Source organism: Planctomycetia bacterium (genome assembly GCA_016795155.1).
In the GTDB taxonomy this organism is placed as follows: domain Bacteria; phylum Planctomycetota; class Planctomycetia; order Gemmatales; family HRBIN36; genus JAEUIE01.
On sequence record JAEUIE010000020.1, the window covers coordinates 1 to 15,687 of the forward strand.

The 15,687-nt window shown below is 52.9% G+C and carries 15 protein-coding genes; 6 read left to right on the forward strand and 9 right to left on the reverse strand.

Features of this window, described 5'->3' with window-relative positions:
- Nucleotides 1-469: 469 nt before the first annotated feature.
- Entirely contained in the window at nucleotides 470-676 is a 207-nt protein-coding gene (locus JNJ77_08545) for a hypothetical protein (protein ID MBL8822620.1), read from the reverse strand.
- A 261-nt stretch (nucleotides 677-937) separates the two neighbouring features.
- Between JNJ77_08545 and pssA the strand changes: the two genes are divergently transcribed.
- The 3 genes from pssA (at nucleotide 938) to JNJ77_08560 (ending at nucleotide 3,452) form a co-directional block, all read left to right on the forward strand.
- Complete coding sequence (pssA, locus tag JNJ77_08550; protein MBL8822621.1) at nucleotides 938-1,819, forward strand: CDP-diacylglycerol--serine O-phosphatidyltransferase; 882 nt, start codon at nucleotides 938-940, stop codon at nucleotides 1,817-1,819.
- Nucleotides 1,820-1,904: 85 nt separating this feature from the next.
- A complete protein-coding gene (locus JNJ77_08555) occupies nucleotides 1,905-2,996 on the forward strand; it encodes an RluA family pseudouridine synthase (protein ID MBL8822622.1) in 1,092 nt (363 codons plus the stop codon).
- A 117-nt stretch (nucleotides 2,997-3,113) separates the two neighbouring features.
- Complete coding sequence (locus JNJ77_08560) at nucleotides 3,114-3,452, forward strand: hypothetical protein (protein MBL8822623.1); 339 nt, start codon at nucleotides 3,114-3,116, stop codon at nucleotides 3,450-3,452.
- Nucleotides 3,453-4,220: 768 nt separating this feature from the next.
- On the opposite strand, the gene JNJ77_08565 is transcribed toward JNJ77_08560, so the two are convergent.
- A complete protein-coding gene (locus JNJ77_08565; GenBank protein MBL8822624.1) occupies nucleotides 4,221-5,951 on the reverse strand; it encodes a hypothetical protein in 1,731 nt (576 codons plus the stop codon).
- Nucleotides 5,952-6,153: 202 nt separating this feature from the next.
- Here JNJ77_08565 and JNJ77_08570 point away from each other — a divergent pair, with 202 nt between their 5' ends.
- Nucleotides 6,154-7,488, forward strand: a complete 1,335-nt coding sequence (locus JNJ77_08570; GenBank protein ID MBL8822625.1) for an MFS transporter — start codon at nucleotides 6,154-6,156, stop codon at nucleotides 7,486-7,488.
- 43 nt (nucleotides 7,489-7,531) lie between these two features.
- On the opposite strand, the gene JNJ77_08575 is transcribed toward JNJ77_08570, so the two are convergent.
- The gene (locus JNJ77_08575; GenBank protein MBL8822626.1) at nucleotides 7,532-7,927 is read right to left on the reverse strand and encodes a hypothetical protein; all 396 of its coding nucleotides are present in this window, start codon (nucleotides 7,925-7,927) and stop codon (nucleotides 7,532-7,534) included.
- Between the two features lie 153 nt (nucleotides 7,928-8,080).
- Here JNJ77_08575 and JNJ77_08580 point away from each other — a divergent pair, with 153 nt between their 5' ends.
- A complete protein-coding gene (locus JNJ77_08580; protein MBL8822627.1) occupies nucleotides 8,081-8,818 on the forward strand; it encodes a hypothetical protein in 738 nt (245 codons plus the stop codon).
- Nucleotides 8,819-9,417: 599 nt separating this feature from the next.
- On the opposite strand, the gene JNJ77_08585 is transcribed toward JNJ77_08580, so the two are convergent.
- The 5 genes from JNJ77_08585 to JNJ77_08605 all read right to left on the reverse strand — a co-directional run bounded on the left by JNJ77_08585 (nucleotide 9,418) and on the right by JNJ77_08605 (nucleotide 14,027).
- A complete protein-coding gene (locus tag JNJ77_08585) occupies nucleotides 9,418-11,031 on the reverse strand; it encodes an ATP-dependent DNA ligase (protein MBL8822628.1) in 1,614 nt (537 codons plus the stop codon).
- Nucleotides 11,032-11,034: 3 nt separating this feature from the next.
- Complete coding sequence (locus JNJ77_08590) at nucleotides 11,035-12,036, reverse strand: ligase-associated DNA damage response exonuclease (GenBank protein ID MBL8822629.1); 1,002 nt, start codon at nucleotides 12,034-12,036, stop codon at nucleotides 11,035-11,037.
- Nucleotides 12,037-12,146: 110 nt separating this feature from the next.
- The gene (locus JNJ77_08595; protein MBL8822630.1) at nucleotides 12,147-12,938 is read right to left on the reverse strand and encodes a tryptophan synthase subunit alpha; all 792 of its coding nucleotides are present in this window, start codon (nucleotides 12,936-12,938) and stop codon (nucleotides 12,147-12,149) included.
- Nucleotides 12,938-13,144, reverse strand: a complete 207-nt coding sequence (locus JNJ77_08600; GenBank protein MBL8822631.1) for a hypothetical protein — start codon at nucleotides 13,142-13,144, stop codon at nucleotides 12,938-12,940. The genes JNJ77_08595 and JNJ77_08600 overlap by 1 nt, the downstream gene beginning before the upstream one ends.
- 244 nt (nucleotides 13,145-13,388) lie before the next feature.
- Nucleotides 13,389-14,027 carry a hypothetical protein gene (locus tag JNJ77_08605; protein ID MBL8822632.1) on the reverse strand — a complete coding sequence of 213 codons (639 nt, stop codon included), beginning with the start codon at nucleotides 14,025-14,027 and terminating at the stop codon, nucleotides 13,389-13,391.
- A 364-nt stretch (nucleotides 14,028-14,391) separates the two neighbouring features.
- Between JNJ77_08605 and JNJ77_08610 the strand changes: the two genes are divergently transcribed.
- Nucleotides 14,392-14,922 carry a cation transporter gene (locus JNJ77_08610; protein MBL8822633.1) on the forward strand — a complete coding sequence of 177 codons (531 nt, stop codon included), beginning with the start codon at nucleotides 14,392-14,394 and terminating at the stop codon, nucleotides 14,920-14,922.
- A gap of 67 nt (nucleotides 14,923-14,989) precedes the next feature.
- On the opposite strand, the gene folE is transcribed toward JNJ77_08610, so the two are convergent.
- Entirely contained in the window at nucleotides 14,990-15,571 is a 582-nt protein-coding gene (gene folE / locus JNJ77_08615; GenBank protein ID MBL8822634.1) for a GTP cyclohydrolase I FolE, read from the reverse strand.
- Nucleotides 15,572-15,687 lie beyond the last annotated feature (116 nt).

Here is a 15,687-nt window from a genome sequence, read left to right on the forward strand (position 1 = left end):
CTTGGGAACCGGTAACAATGGTTCAATCAATGCCCAGAGTTGATCATCCAAAATCGGTTTGGCCATAGCAGTGCTCCTTGCTCGCCAAACTTATAGCCTGACTGGACGAGAAGCACTAGCTCATTTTGTTAGATGCTCTAAGTAGTTAGTTTTGCGAGCTTACTTAGGCCGTGGCAGGGGTCAGCGGAGGCGAGTGATAAATGCTCGCGCGAAAAACGTGTGCCGCTGCCCCTGCAAACAGATCGCGGAACAGCAGGGGGCAACGGCACAACGTTACAGCGAGAACACCAGAGATTGCAATCCGTTGACCCCTGCCACAATTTTCTTCGGGCTCATCAAATGAGAAGCCCCTGGCATTCTGGGGGAAAGAATGGCCAGGGGCAGCGGGGGGAGAATGCTTCTTTTTATTGAGGGGGAAGCCTCACTCCCGTACGGGGGGACGTCGCGGGAGTGAGGCGGAGGGGGCTCGTTAATTCAGCGAGGGCCAGGTGGCTCGCTGACGGATTTCGCGTTGGTGTTCTCGTCGGCAATCTTCAATATCGCTCAGCATTCGCTCGGTCAGATAGATCACGAAGGGGGCTCCCTCCGAAAGATCGATATCCTGATATTTCTCCAGGATCATATCCAACTTGGTGCGAAGGCGATTAGTTTCCAGTTGGCGCGGGGTAACTTGCATGGTGCGCTCCTCCCTAAGGGTTAAACGTTTGGTTGAGAACGAAGAAATGTAATGCATGTACCGTGCCAGAAGTATCGAATTTACTGGAAACAATTCGCAACTAATTGCAATTAAACGCTTTACGGCAATATCGGCATTTCGATTATGATTCGCATCCCTCTTGTAAATCTTGGAAAAACTTTCAAATGAAGGTATCTTGAGAGAAAGTTTACAAAAACTGATGTTTTTTGTTACAAAAGTATGACTTGCGAAGGAGCACCCGTGAAAGGCTTTCATTGGCGTCGGCAATCCGTGCGACCCAGAAATACGATGTTTACCCGCATGCGCAAGGTGGCAATTCTCCCCACCCTGTGCACACTCGCTAATGGCATGTGTGGCGTGACAGCCATCATGTTCATCACGCACATCGGCCCATCGGTGAATGTGGAACCTGCCTTGGCCCGCTATGTCGCAGGCTGGTTGATTTTTCTTGCCATGCTCTTTGATGTGCTCGATGGCTACCTGGCCCGGCGTGCCAACCAGGCCAGCCAGTTTGGCGCAGAACTCGACAGCCTTTGCGATGCCATCAGCTTTGGTGCTGCACCTGCCATTTTTCTGGTTCAACTGGCAGCGGCCGTCGAATGGAAAAACGTCCGCGATCTGATCTACGTCATCGGCTTGCTATACATGTGCTGTGCCATTCTTCGCCTGGCACGATTTAACGTAACCACCACGCTCGATGACAAGAGCCATCGATACTTCCAGGGTTTGCCTTCGCCAGCTGCAGCAGGGTGTATCGCTTCGCTCGTCGTGCTTCGTTACAACTTTACCGATCTGCAATGGGTATCAATTCCTACTGCTGATCTCATCATGTCCATCGCATCGCCACTGGCCGGCCTGGCGGTTGCGCTCCTCATGGTCTCCCGCATCCAGTATGTCCACATGGCTAACCGAGTGCTGCTTCGCCGGAAGAATTTCAGCAAGGTGGTGCAAGCGGTGATGGTGATGCTGATGGTCATCATGTTCCGCGAACTCGCCCTGGGACTCATCTTCTGGGGCTACGCTCTCTATGGCCCAGTACGTTACTTCTGGTCCCGTTGGCAACGAACTAATACGCCAGAAGTGATCACTGCACCCGTGGATACTACTCCTTCTACGAATTAAAGCCAACTCTGGCGTTCTTGGCGCTCCTTGGCCTCTTGGCGGTTTAAATTCTAATTTACCGCGTAATCGTACATAGAATCAAGAAATGCCCGATGATGATTTGCTCCTGACTGACGATGCCGAGTTGGAAGAACTGGAAGCCCCAGAAGAACCCAAGCTTGTCTTCGCGCCGCGCCCCGTCCATGAAGTCCTCGTACCCGGAGTCAGGCAGCAGGTCTATGGCCGGCTCGATCATTACCTCGTCGATACCTTTCCAGGCCACAGCCGATCTGCGTTTCAGGAAGCAATCGACCAGAAACTGGCCCTGGTTAATGGCAAGCCGGTCAAAGCCAGCTACAAGGTCCGGGCCGGCGATGCCATCCAGGTAACCCTGCCCACCACTCCACACCTGTTGCCTCAACCGGAGAACATTCCGCTCGATATCATCCTAGAAGATGAATACCTGGCAGTCATCAACAAGCCTGCCAACATGGTGGTGCACCCAGCCAAGGGAAACTGGTCAGGCACTCTGGTGAACGCACTCCGATACCATTTCCAGCACCTCTCCGGCATCAACGGCGATTATCGTCCAGGCATCGTCCATCGACTCGATCGCGATACCACCGGCGCCATTCTGATTGCCAAGGAAGAAAAGACGCACCGGATGCTCGGCATGCAGTTTGAAGAACGCAAAGTCTACAAGGAATATCATGCCCTGTGCCAGGGTGTGCTCGCTCGCGATAGCGACTATGTCGAGAAAGCCATAGGCCACGATCCACGCGACCGAACCAAGATGGCCGTGTTCAACTATGTTGATGAAGCGAAAGACATCAAGCCTGCCTGCACGTTCTATGAAGTGATTGAACGGTACGATGGCTACTGCTATGTGAAGGCCTATCCCAAAACCGGCCGAACGCATCAGATTCGCGTGCACCTTGCCCACTTAGGTTGCCCCATCCTTGCAGACAAGGCATACAGCGGACAAAGCCAGTTCAAACTTTCGCAGCTGAATCACAAGCTATCGCCCGAGGATGATTCCATTCTGCTCCATCGACAGGCACTGCATGCCCATCTGCTGCGATTTCAGCATCCCATCAAAGGTCATTGGGTAGAAGCAGTCGCCCCGTTGCCCGAAGAAATGATGCACACCAGACAACTACTGAAAGAACATCGTCCCTTAGGAAAAATCCGAAGATAATCAACTTCTCCCCTCTCGCCTGGCGAGAAAGGGATTGGCGGTGAGGGACTTTTTCTACCCTCTCTCCTGGAGGGAGAGGGGTGGGGGTGAGGTGGAACAGGTGAAGGTGTTAAAACCATGCTGAAACCAATCAAGCCAGAACGACTCCTGATTCGCATCCGCTCGCTCTCCACGCCGGAACTGCTGGACCGTGTAACGATTCTGCGCGATCATATGGACGCAGATGCTCTGGAAATGCTTCATGCTGAACTCGCCGGTCGAGGCATCGGCCCGGATGAAATTGGCGAACACCTGCGTGTCATGAAAATCAAGATGATCAATCATCGCGATGGCATGCCCGCACAATGCGCACGCTGTCATCGCGTCGCAGTCATTTCAAGAACCGACTGGCACCGCATCTGGGGCTACATTCCCCTCTTTCGCCGAGTGTTTTATTATTGTGATGATCATCGGTAGAATAGTCAGCAGCAGGACATTCCGAAAAAGTATGCTGCACGTGCGGCCGTGATGTCCTATTTAGCCCCCCACTCTTTAAGTGGGGGGCGGGACCGCGCGATGACTCTATATTGTCAACTCTCAACTCATGTGTCTCCGTATCAGAATGCTCAATCCCGCGCGAACCCGCCCCCGGCTTAAAGAGCCGGGGGCTAAATGAACATTGGTAAATCTGGCTGCCATGGTTCGTCTGTATCCACGCTAACCATGCATATCAACCTTGAGGCCCATCCTGTGCTTGGGTGATGGAAAAGTCAATTTTTCTGAGATGGCGTTATTTCACAGCAGCATAGTCAAACGGACTTACCGGCAGACTATGGACACGTGCGACTTGTTAGCTGGATTCGACCGGGACCCGTTCGCCGCTCCAACGTCGAAACTCCAAGGACTCCTCTGCTGCCTTATATTTGTACTCGTATCTTGGATCTTCCGTGGGCCATACTTCCCGAACTTCACCGTTTACGCGAGAAACCACAATGACCTGCACGCCTCGGATGATGCATTCCACAAACTGCCGGATCGCATCGCTCTCTGGCAGGCCTGAGAGCGACCTAAGTATATCACCGTGAGTGTGCCACCTGTATCCATCAAAGCTCACTGCGACATCGCCATCGCTTTCTCGCGTGACAATCAACCGCAAGAAACCGTCCGGGCTGCGATGCTCCTCAATGATGTTCATAGCCAGCCAACCAGAATTATCCAGAACCATTTCTGCCAATTATTAAGGCATCACTTCCCCGGCGCAAGGTTCTTGTAGAAATCCGTCACCACGCTCTTTTGCGCCTGCGAAATCTTCTGTTGCTTGAGCGCTTCGCTCGCCTGCTGCTTGGCCTGATCGAGTTCTGCAGGCGATAGTACCATCCGTTCCTTGACCTGGTCTTTGCCTGGCTTGCCCTGCTTCGGGCCATCGCCCACCACGGTCAGCTTGCCTTTGTTGGTCGATTGCGTCTTGGCATTGGTGTCTTCGGATTTTGTATCATCGATGGTTTCATTGCGTTGTCCACCTTCCGATTCATCATCCCGCTTGTCCCCTCCCTGCCCTTGGCCGTCGCCATCGCCGCCTTGTCCTTTCTCTTCGCCATCCCCCTTCTGATCCCATTGATCTTTCTTGCCGCCACTCTTCCCACCTTTACCTTTCATACCGGCAATCGCATTCTTCAGATCTTCCATATCACCTTCCGTCAGTTTCAGTTCACCCATTTCCGATTCATTCATCTCCATTTCCTGCAATTCCTGCATCATCTTTTCAATTGCTTCCCGTGCACCTTCCGGGTCACCCTTCTGCAACTCCTCAGCAGCTTCTTTCATTTTCTGGGCAAGATCAGCCAGGTCTTTCAGCTTCTCCATTTCCTGCTCGATTTTGGCCTTCTCTCGTGCTTTGGTTTCGGGATCGAGATTCGATTTCTCCAGCGCTTCCAGCTTTTCCTTTTGCTGGGCAATCTCGTCGAGTTTCTCCTTCAGATTGTTCATCTGCTTGGCGAGTTCTTTCATCTCCTCTTTCGACATCTGCCCGTTCTTGAGTTTCTCCGCCAGCTTGGCCGCTTCCTTGCGAGCTTTATCGAAATCCGCCTTGGCCAATGCCTTGTTGAAATCTTCCGCAGGGCCTTTATCGTTGGCCAGCTTTTCACTTAGCTCCAGCTTGAGTTGCTTCTTGATGTCATCAATCTTTTCCTTGATGCCTTCCTGCTGTCGAATTTTCTCCGTCAGCCTGGTGACATCCTCCAGTGACATCTTGGCTTCTGCACTGCCTTGCTGAGTCTTTTCCAGTTTCTGAAGCAGTTGATCGATCTCCTTCTGCAGTTCATTCAAATCAGCAGAGCCAATCTCTTTCAGCCGTTTTTTGCGTTCCTCGTTAGCCTGCTTGAACGCTGTCACATCGATGGGTTTTTGCTCTATCGTTTTGGCGTTCAGCAATTTATCCTTGGCTGATTCTGCATCAGCACGGGAAAAGAGACCGGTTACAGGGAATAGTACCGCAAGCACCAAGGCAATCAGTGCACCGAGTGGTGCATACCACGATCGCTTGTTGCTGCGTAATGGGAATCGCTCAGCCACCGTCACATCGTTGACATGTGCCTGCAACTGCGTTGCCAGCAACTGGGCTGCTTCCAACTGATGTTGTTCCGGCTTCAGCGTACTCACCGTAACAATGCGTTCCTGCAACCCACAGGCCTGGTCGAGTGCCAGTGCTGCTGCAGTATGGCCAGGTCGTTTACACCAAGCCAACAGGCAGGTGACCGCCAGCCCCACTAGAATACTTCCCGCAATAATCCACATGCCCCATGCTTCGATCTGGATACCAACTAAAGGCAAACTGATGGCAAGGATCAACCCCAGCAGCAGACTCAACGAAAGAGTTAAAGGCAACCAGGACACAGCCAGTTGCAAGCCCTGTCGACGTTGTGTCTGTCTGATCTTGTTTTCAACCAGTTGCAGTAGTGGTGCGAGTGCGGGAATCATGGCAGGCACCTGCTGAAATAGAGGTATGTGTGTATCATACTGCTAATCCAGCGTTCACGCGAGAGATAAGTAGAACTGTGCATCCGCGATTACGCTGGTATCTTAACTCTTGATACGGTAATCTGTTGCGTCCCGCCTTTTCAGACTGAGATTTCGCATGTCAACATCTTTGCCTTCAGTCACCAGGCCATGGTGGTCGGAAATGACCCGCTACCACTGGTTCGTCTTCGTTGTTGCAGCGGTAGGCTGGCTGGCTGACTGCATGGATCAGCAACTCTTTGTACTGACCCGCAACAACGCTTTAGCTGAACTGATGGGAAAGCAACCCAGCGACCCCGAAGTGAACCAGGCGGGTGGTTACGCCACTGCTATCTTCCTCATGGGTTGGGCGGTCGGCGGTCTGGTATTTGGCGTGATGGGAGATCGCATTGGCAGAGTAAAAACGATGTTGATTACCATCGTTCTTTACTCGGTCTTTACCGGCATCTCCATCTTTGCCACCGGCTTCTGGGATTACGCGTTCTATCGTTTTCTGACTGGCTTAGGGGTAGGCGGTGAGTTTGCAGTAGGTGTTGCCCTGGTGGCGGAAGTCATGCCGGATCGGGCCAGACCCTACACCTTGGGCTTGTTGCAAGCCTGCTCAGCCATCGGCAACTGTACCGCAGCCCTGGTCTACATCATCCTCGGCATGCTGGAGATGCAAGGCAGCCTGGAAGGATTAACTCTCTTCGGCTTACCGATGACAGCCTGGCGCATTGCTTTCCTCTTCGGAACCATTCCCGCATTGATTGCTCTCGTGGTACGGCGACGATTGAAAGAACCAGAACGCTGGGCCGAAACCAAAGGTCAGAAGCGTGGCTCGTATCAGGAAATGTTTGGCGACCCTCGTTGGCGTTACCATGCCTTCATTGGATTGATCATTGGTTTTGCTGCAGTCGTTGGATTATGGGGCATCGGATTCTTCGGTGTGCAACTAGCCATGAGTGTGATCCGGGAAGACTTTGTTGCCCAAGGTTTGGTCGGCGCTGAACTCGGCGGCAAAGTGAAAATCTGGGGTGGCATCTATGCGTTTTTCCTGAACCTTGGTGCTGCTTTTGGCATGATCTTCTTCGGCTACCTGGCTCAGCGACTCAACAGGCGCACTGCATTCTTTCTTTCTTTTATGGCTGCTATGCTCTCAACCGCGGCAACCTTCTGGACCTTTGACAGGATCAGCATGGTCTTCTGGCTGACACCACTCATGGGCTTTTGCCTGCTGTCGCTCTTCGCAGTGCTCGCCATCTACTTCCCTGAACTTTTCCCGACACGCATCCGTTCTACCGGCACCAGTTTCTGTTACAACGTGGGGCGGTTTGTCGCAGCAGTAGGCCCCTTTATGTTTGGCTTCCTGGTGAGCGATGTCTTTTCCAAAACCCAAGGCTACACGCCCATCGAAGGTCTACGCTACGCCGGCGTAGTCATGTGCAGCGTATTCCTGATCGGCATCGCGGTGCTGCCATTCGCACCGGAAACCAAGGGAAAACAATTGCCTGAGTAAGTCCTCCGCAGGATACGTTCGTAAGTTACAATCGTGACCTATCTCAGAGTTTGTACTTCTTCGGTGATGCTACCCGTTCTTCTTCGTTTTCCGGGATTGGTGCTGTCAGCCGATCGGGCATGGGGATGCGAGGCGACTGGGCGAGCACCATCAAGGCACCGACGCCAATCACCAACAGTGGAATTTCGATATTGAGTGTCAGCCAACCAGTCTGGCGAAAGACGGAGAGCACACTCGCGAGCAGAAAGAACGGGCCGATCACCACACTAAACTTGTCGATGCCTGCCATGACCAGTGTCAGAATGCCTGCTGCAGCCAGGCCGATGGTCCAGAGCCAATTGACATCAGGCACATAACTCAAGGCAGACAACAACCAGCCGATGCCAACAGCCATCACGAGAAGCGGAATGACGAGGGAAGACTTTTGTTTTGCATTCATCCTGAAACTCCACATTACGGCCAATGCAGTTCGGTATCGTATCCGGCGGTGGGATTGCAGACAAGCGGAGAATGTGACGGGCAAATAACATTTGCGGCAAGCGACTGTGGCAGACTATAGTAGTCAGCGTGCAGAATGATGAGCGGATTAATCATGCCAGAACTGTATCGTGTGATTCGAGGAATCGGCATATTTTTGTTAATCCTGACGCCGGGACTGATTCCTGCGGGCATCATGGGTTTGAGTGCGGGAATTGGCGGGAAAGGCCCACGGGCAACGCTGAACTTCATACCGATTACTTTTTACGTTACGACGATGTTCTATCCAGTGCTTTTTGGCATCTGTTGGTTCTTCGCTTCACTGTGTGAGGAATCCAAAAACTATGGGCTGGCGATCACTTTGCTGTTGATTCCGCTTGTCATTCCACTGATTCTGTTTCTTCTCATGACTAGATTGCCACCGCGCTTGTTTGAGAAACCCGACATGGATGTGACTGCTGATCCCCAGTACAACTTTCAGCCACTTGTCGGCACTGTGTGGAAAACGAAGATCAAGATGGCACTGGCCAATATTGCGGAAGAACAGTGGAAGAATGAACTCACATTGCTTGAGCCGCAGGCATTTGACCGGGCACATCGGAAATATACGCCCCCGCCGTACATGAAAAAAATTGATGCCGAACTTCCGATTGGAACACGGCTCCGCATCGAACGGCTCATGTTGACTGATACGGGGAATGTCAACTATCTGCGTATTGCCGCTTCGCTCGATGATGGCAAGAAAATATATCTCAGTAAGTGCATGAATGAAAAGAACAAGTTTGACAGGCGAGTTAAGTCAGAATCGAATGAATGGAAATTGAATCCTGTCATGTTTGAGAAGGGGGAATGAGCCGTTTGGCGTTTTATTGCCGCGCGCACCCGCCCCCGGCTTGAAGAGCCGGGGGCTAAATGGCATACCGATGACACGTGAAACGCTTTGATTACGCGTCAGAATTTGTCGGCACAGCAGAACTGGAAGATTCAGAAACAGCGATTGAGTTTGTTGTGGTGGCATCTTTCTTATTCTGATGATCAAAATAGCGACTGATAAAGAAGATAATGCCAACCCATATCCCGAATCCGACAATCACGCCCCCGACTAACGTCACAACGAAGTTGAATAGTCCGCGACATAGAAATGCTACGGCCAGCGGGCCAAACATGACCAACAGAATGAACAATCCTTCAGGCCAGTTTTTTATATAGTGCATAGTTGCCGAGAATGAGGTTGTCCAGCACCAACATGCCATTTCCACCATTTTTGCCATTGATCTGGAGAAGTGCAATGTGATTCAGTGAGGATCAGATGCCCGATGCATCATATTTAGCCCCCCACTCTTTAAGTGGGGGGGCGGGTGCGCGCGACGGCAAGGTACTTTCACGAGGTTATCCCCTCAAACACAACACTCACCGCCGCGCGAACCCGCCCCCGGCTTGAAGAGCCGGGGGCTAAATGGATTTTTGGGTGTTAGCCAGTTGTTTCAGTGCATCCACCGTGTCGGCCTGGTTGGGCTTTTTGTCCTGTCTCCAGCGGGCCATGCGGGGGAAGCGGACTGCTACTCCAGATTTGTGTCGGGAGGATGCCTGCACGCCTTCAAAGGCGAGTTCAAAGACCAGTTCCGGCTTCACGACACGCACCGGGCCGAAACGTTCCAGGGTGTTCTCTCTGATAAAGTGATCCACCTGCTTGATCTCTTCGTTGCTCAAGCCCGAATACGCCTTGGCAACGGGCACCAGTTCGCCCTGATGCCAGACAGCAAAGGTGTAATCGGTAAACAGGCTGGCCCGCTTGCCGGAGCCGCCTTGGGCGTAGACCAGCACTGCATCAATGTGGAGTGGCTCCACTTTCCATTTCCACCAGTCGCCCCGCGGCCTGCCAACACCGTACGCGGAAGTTTTGCGTTTAAGCATCAGCCCTTCGGTATGAAACTCACGGGAACGCTGTTGCCAGGTAGTTGCTTCCTCCCAGCTTTGCACATCGAGCTTCGGCGACAGCCTCAATTTGTCGCGATCCTGCTGTTGATGCCATTGTTCCAACAGAGCTCTGCGCTCCGATAAAGGTTGCTGGCGGATATCGTGCCCCTGCCATTCGAGCAGATCGTACGTCAAAAAGACGATGGGAATCTCATTCATGAGCCGGGTAGAGACTTTTTTTCTGCCGAGTCTGCGCTGCAGTTGTGCGAAAGGGAGCGGCTTGTCATCCATCCAGGCGAGCAGTTCACCATCGAGGACGGTGCCTTCAGGAACTGCCATGTCTGCAGCTCGCACGACTTCAGGGTAGCCTTCGGTGATGAGTTCTTCGCCTCGCGACCAGATCAGCAGTTCATCCTGCCTGCGGATGAGTTGAGCGCGGATGCCATCCCATTTCCACTCGATTTGCCAATCGTGCACGTCGCCCAATTCGGGCAACGAATCAGTCAGGGGTGATGCGAGAAAGAAGGGGTAAGGCTTGCCCGACTTCACCTCTTCCGAATGTGCATCAGAAACAGGCTGCATCAATTTCTGGAACGCGGCAACCGTGGGTTCCCACTCGCCCATCATGCGGTAGGTCATCTCAGCGGGTGCAATGCCAGCGACCTGAGCGAGTGCCTTGATGACGAGAGTGCGGGCGACGCCGACCCGCATGCTGCCACCCATCATTTTGTGGAAGAGGAACCGTTGCCGGGCATCGAGTTCCTTCCACGATTGCTCCACCACCTGGCGACGCCGTTCATCGTGCCATTTTTTCATGGGGAGCAAACGCTCTTCGATGAACTGCGACAGCCGGGGCGGAGTTACCACCTGCGGTTCGGGTAAGAGGAGTGCGATGGTTTCACTTTGATCACCCACGGCTTGGTGGCATTCATCGAGCAGCCAGAGGGGCAATTGTGCCGCTTCGCAAGCCCATTGGCGAAGTGTCGGGCTGTTGACTACACGAGGCAAGCGGCGGCCGGTGAAGAAATAGAGCGCCCAGAGTGCGTCTTCGGGAGGAGTTTCGCGGAAATACTTCACCAGGGCAGCGACCTTGGCGTTGGTGCTGGTGGTGGAATCGAGGTCATCATAGAGTTGGGTGAATCGCAGCATGTGTTACTCTTCCGCGGCATCCCCTTGGAAACGTGTCTCCAGGGCGAATGCATCGACTCCTTTTTCGTGAAAGTATTTGACCAGTGTGTTGACGTAGCCATGCGTGATGCCGATGCGCTGGGCGCCGGTGGCCTGCACGGTTTCCATGATGCCTGTCCAATCGACATGGTCGGATAGAACAAAACCAGCATCGACATTCGCACGCCGTTTCGGGCCACGGATGGTCATCCAGCCGGAAGCGCTGGCGGTGGCAACATCGCCCCACTTGCCAACCCACGGTGTGCCGTTAGCGGAAGGCGGAGCCAGGATCATGCCACCCTTCTTGAACCGCGAGACCTGCTCCTTGTTGCTGGTATCGACCTTTTCCCATGCGGGGAATTTCACGCCCGCTGCTTCATACGCCGGAATGAGCGACGCGATAGCGCCATGCAAGCCGATAGGTCCCAGGGGTTGCAGCTCAGCCAAAATGCGTTGCGATTTACCGAGCGAGTACCCAAAGATGATGCTGCACCGATTCTCCTCCCGGTTGCTTTGCCACCAGCGATGGATGTCTTCAAAGATGAGGTGGCTTGGCTTCCAGCGATAAATGGGCAAACCGAACGTCGATTCCGTGATGAACACATGACAAAGCACCGGCTCCATAGGCTGACAGGTTTTATCGTGCTGAGCTTTGTAGTCGCCACTGACAACCCAGACTTCATCACGATGCTCCACCCGCACCATGCAGGAGCCGAGCACATGGCCAGCCGGGTGCAGGCTGACTTTCACGCCGTTGATTTCGATGCCGGTGCGATATGGAATACCGGTGACCTTGATGTCATCACCCAGGCGATGCTTCAATAGGCCAACACCATCGATGGGGACCAGGTAGGAATGAGCGCCGCGCCGGGCATGATCGCTGTGGGCATGGGTGACGACGGCACGATCGACACTTCGCCACGGGTCGATGTAAAAATCGCCCGCCTGGCAAAAGAGGCCATTGGCTGTGTGTTCGATAAGAGGCATGACAGCGAAATCATCCTGCCAAGGTAACTATGCGGCGAATTGCCACGGTTAGCGTGAGTACACGCAAACCGTGGCACCCGCCCCGAATGATTTTATGCGTGAGCAGTTCGTTACTTGAGTTTCAACTCACGTGCCAACGCACCGATTTCTGCCAGCTTCTCATCGAAGGGTTTATCCCCTTCCAGGCAGCGAACCAGGGCACTACCCACAATGATACCGTCTGCGTGCCCAGCTAATAAGTGTACATGTTCCGATTGGCTGATGCCGAACCCGACGCACAAAGGCAACTTCGTCATCTGGCGAAGTTCTGCCAACTGGTTTATGAGTTCTGCAGGCAAAGCAGTGCGAGTTCCGGTAATGCCTGTCACGCTAACCACATAGACAAACCCGGTGGACGATTGGCAGATAGCCTGGGCACGGTCGCGAGGCGTGGCGGGCGTTACCAGTTGCACCAGGGCCAACTGCCTGGCTGTTGCTTCGCTGGAGAGTTTGCTGGCTTCCTCGAAAGGCAGATCAGGAATGATCAAGCCGGTGAGGCCTGCTTGCCGGGCTGCATCGAAAAATGCTGAAACACCTTTGCGGAACACCAGGCTGAAACTGACCATGCCGAGCATCGGTGTTTTAGGATGCTTCGATGTCCACTTACTAATATGAGCAAAGATGTCATCAAGTTTGATGTGCGTAGCCAAAGCGCGGGTGTAACTCGCCTGGATCACCGGACCATCAGCGAGCGGATCGCTGTAGGGAAAACCGATTTCGATGACATCGGCACCGGCATTGATGAGGACATCAATCACGCGGCCGGTGCCTTCGAGCGAAGGATCACCGGCTGTGACAAAGGGAATAAGCGCTGGCTTGCCTTGTGCCTGACGCTGCTGCAAGGCATCAGACAACTGCGACATTATTGAGACACACTCAGGGCGTAGTCTGGGGTGTAGGGGGTGACGGTGTAGCCGTCGAGCATTTCAGCCAGTTGAGGCCGATCGGGTGATGGGTCGCCCAGCATCACCACCACGTGAGCTTTGGCGCCAGCCAAGGCTTCCGGCGCGGTAATTTCAATCCGTCCATCGGGCGAAATGGTGACTTCACGTTCCATGACGATCGACATGGCCAACTCCCAGCGACCAGATTCAGAACCTGAACTTAGTGGGGATTCTAACAGTGATAGAACGAATGTCACGACAATTATGGAAGAATGATGAAGATCATGTGGAGAATGAAAAGTGAGGCGGGGTGATTAGCTTCGAAGAGGCGTCGGATATTAGCCAGGGGTGCAGCGAATGAAGTGAGCAAGCCCCTGGTAATATGCAACATAGATTATCCTGGCACTCTGAAGGAGTGTTTTTATTCAACTAATGCTGTTTACCAACCTTCTCTGCAGTGAGAACTGAGATGCGATAGAAGTCTCCGCTATCATGGCCCATAACAACTGCACGGATTGCTGCGTTGCCCAACAAATTCACCCGCATCGGGCCATGGCACCAATGGGATACCACAAGTGCTATGTAGCCGTGACACAAGAAAGCCTCGCCAAGATAACTGACTTGATTCTTGCTAATTGTCTCCACAGGCCGGTACAACTCCGTCAACACTTGTGATGACGAGTATCGACCTTTTGGCATCCACGTAAGCTGGCATACCCATTCGTTTGAAGTTGAATTTGGATTAAACCCTGTTGAACCACCAACATACATTTGGCAACTTACTTCACCATCATCAAGTTCAGGGTTGAATAGTCCGAACCACAGACCGTTGACTTTGTCTTGCGGCGGCTCCTTTCTCAATAGACGCTCAAGCCACTTTGTCAGATTCGCTGAATCCTTTTCGAAATCAAGTTTTCGTAGCCGTTTCCATAGCGATTTCTGGTCAGGTGCGACTTTGTCACAGTAATCGAACCAAAGGTCCATGCCCGAAACAAGTGGTAGTGGATGAGCAGCGATATCGACAATCATCTTTGCAGATTGAGCGAACATTTTGGTGGTATCTACCATGTCTTTGATCCGTTTCATTTACAACGTGAGCTAACAGAATCGCGTCGAGAAGTTGTTCATCGTGAAACGATTCCTACACCATTCGCTGCATTTACTTGAGCCATATTCGCTGTGTAACACACAGCCGTCAAGTTGTAATCTCTTTATCACTTTGAAAATGGTTGCGGATGAGGGTTTCTCCAGCATCACAGTTAGCCCCGCACTCGTTAAGTGCGGGGCGGGTGCGCGCGGTATCATTGCACTGTCACGTTGGTTCATCACAGAGTAAGCACACTCACTTCCGCGCGAACCCGCCCCCGGCTTGAAGAGCCGAGGGCTAAATTGAATTTCCATAAAATGAACAACACCTTTTAAAGGAGTGAACATGAAACACCTGCGATATCTGATGGCCGCCAGTTTGTGCCTGGTTCTTGCACTGGGTTCCGTTGCACAGGCGGATACTAAAGTTGAATTGAAGAACGTCCACTTGTGCTGCTTTGCCTGCGTGGGAGCAGCTAAGCAGATTCTCAAGAAAGTGGAAGGAGTGAAAGCTGAGGTCGAACAGGAAGAGGGGAAGATCAGCATCACTGCTCCTGACCGCGAGACGGCTCAGAAAGCGCTTGATGCCCTGGCGGCTGGTGGATTTCATGGCGACACGGGTGACAAGGATCTGGCCATCAAAGACGACAGTGGAGCCAAGGCGGGAAAGGTTGAGAAGGTCAAAGTGGTGGGCATTCACAATTGCTGTGCGACCTGCACCAAGGATATCAAATCGGTGCTGAAGAAGGTTGAGGGCGTCAAGAAGGAGACGGTGACTCTTCGCAAGACGAGCTTTGAAGTGATGGGTGACATTGATGCTAGCAAGGTCATCAAGGCACTGAATGATGCTGGGTATCATGCCAGGATTGAGAAGTAATCACTGCGATATGCGAAACATCCACCGCGCGAACCCGCCCCCGGCTTGAAGAGCCGGGGGCTAAATATTATGGCTGTTTGCCGTAGATGAGTGACATGAGTTCCATGCGGGTGGAGTGGTTGGCTTTGAAGCCGCCGCGCATGGCGCTGGTGATGGTTTTGCTGCCTGGTTTGCGCACGCCGCGCATGCACATGCAGAAATGTTCCGCTTCGAGCACCACAGCAACACCTTTGGGATGTAGCTCTTTTTCAATGAGATCCGCCACGGTTTCGGTGATGCGTTCCTGCACCTGGGGTCGGCGGGAAACCACTTCGATCACGCGAGCCAGTTTTGACAAGCCGACAATCTTGCCATCAGGCAGGTATGCTACATGGGCCCTGCCGATGAAAGGCAGCAGGTGGTGTTCGCACATGCTTTCGAAGGTGATGTCCTTCACCAGCACCATTTCATCGTATTTCTGCGTGAAGGTTTTCTGCAGGTGATGGGCCGGGTCTTCCTTGATGCCTGAAAAAACTTCAGCATACATGCGGGCAACGCGAGATGGCGTTTCTTTCAACCCCTCACGGTCGGGGTTCTCACCGACAGCAAGGAGGATTTCCCGCACGGCCCGTTGAATACGATCATGGTCGATATCCGCCATGGAAGGCATGACTGCATTTCCTCGCCAGAAACTTCTCCCCTTCACAAGGGGGATAACTCATGTCACCATTCAATTTACGCACTATCTCTTCCAGTTGATTCAAAAAACCATGCAACTTGGAAGTT

Excerpts from the sequence above, each read along its gene's own strand:
- JNJ77_08580 (MBL8822627.1), top strand. The coding sequence starts at position 8,081 with ATGCCAGAACTGTATCGTGTGATTCGAGGAATCGGCATATTTTTGTTA.
- folE (MBL8822634.1), bottom strand. The coding sequence starts at position 15,571 with ATGCCTTCCATGGCGGATATCGACCATGATCGTATTCAACGGGCCGTG.
- JNJ77_08545 (MBL8822620.1), bottom strand. The coding sequence starts at position 676 with ATGCAAGTTACCCCGCGCCAACTGGAAACTAATCGCCTTCGCACCAAG.
- JNJ77_08565 (MBL8822624.1), bottom strand. The coding sequence starts at position 5,951 with ATGATTCCCGCACTCGCACCACTACTGCAACTGGTTGAAAACAAGATC.
- JNJ77_08600 (MBL8822631.1), bottom strand. The coding sequence starts at position 13,144 with ATGTCGATCGTCATGGAACGTGAAGTCACCATTTCGCCCGATGGACGG.
- JNJ77_08560 (MBL8822623.1), top strand. The coding sequence starts at position 3,114 with ATGCTGAAACCAATCAAGCCAGAACGACTCCTGATTCGCATCCGCTCG.
- JNJ77_08605 (MBL8822632.1), bottom strand. The coding sequence starts at position 14,027 with ATGGTAGATACCACCAAAATGTTCGCTCAATCTGCAAAGATGATTGTC.
- JNJ77_08575 (MBL8822626.1), bottom strand. The coding sequence starts at position 7,927 with ATGAATGCAAAACAAAAGTCTTCCCTCGTCATTCCGCTTCTCGTGATG.
- JNJ77_08590 (MBL8822629.1), bottom strand. The coding sequence starts at position 12,036 with ATGCCTCTTATCGAACACACAGCCAATGGCCTCTTTTGCCAGGCGGGC.
- JNJ77_08570 (MBL8822625.1), top strand. The coding sequence starts at position 6,154 with ATGACCCGCTACCACTGGTTCGTCTTCGTTGTTGCAGCGGTAGGCTGG.
- JNJ77_08585 (MBL8822628.1), bottom strand. The coding sequence starts at position 11,031 with ATGCTGCGATTCACCCAACTCTATGATGACCTCGATTCCACCACCAGC.
- JNJ77_08595 (MBL8822630.1), bottom strand. The coding sequence starts at position 12,938 with ATGTCGCAGTTGTCTGATGCCTTGCAGCAGCGTCAGGCACAAGGCAAG.
- JNJ77_08610 (MBL8822633.1), top strand. The coding sequence starts at position 14,392 with ATGAAACACCTGCGATATCTGATGGCCGCCAGTTTGTGCCTGGTTCTT.
- JNJ77_08555 (MBL8822622.1), top strand. The coding sequence starts at position 1,905 with ATGCCCGATGATGATTTGCTCCTGACTGACGATGCCGAGTTGGAAGAA.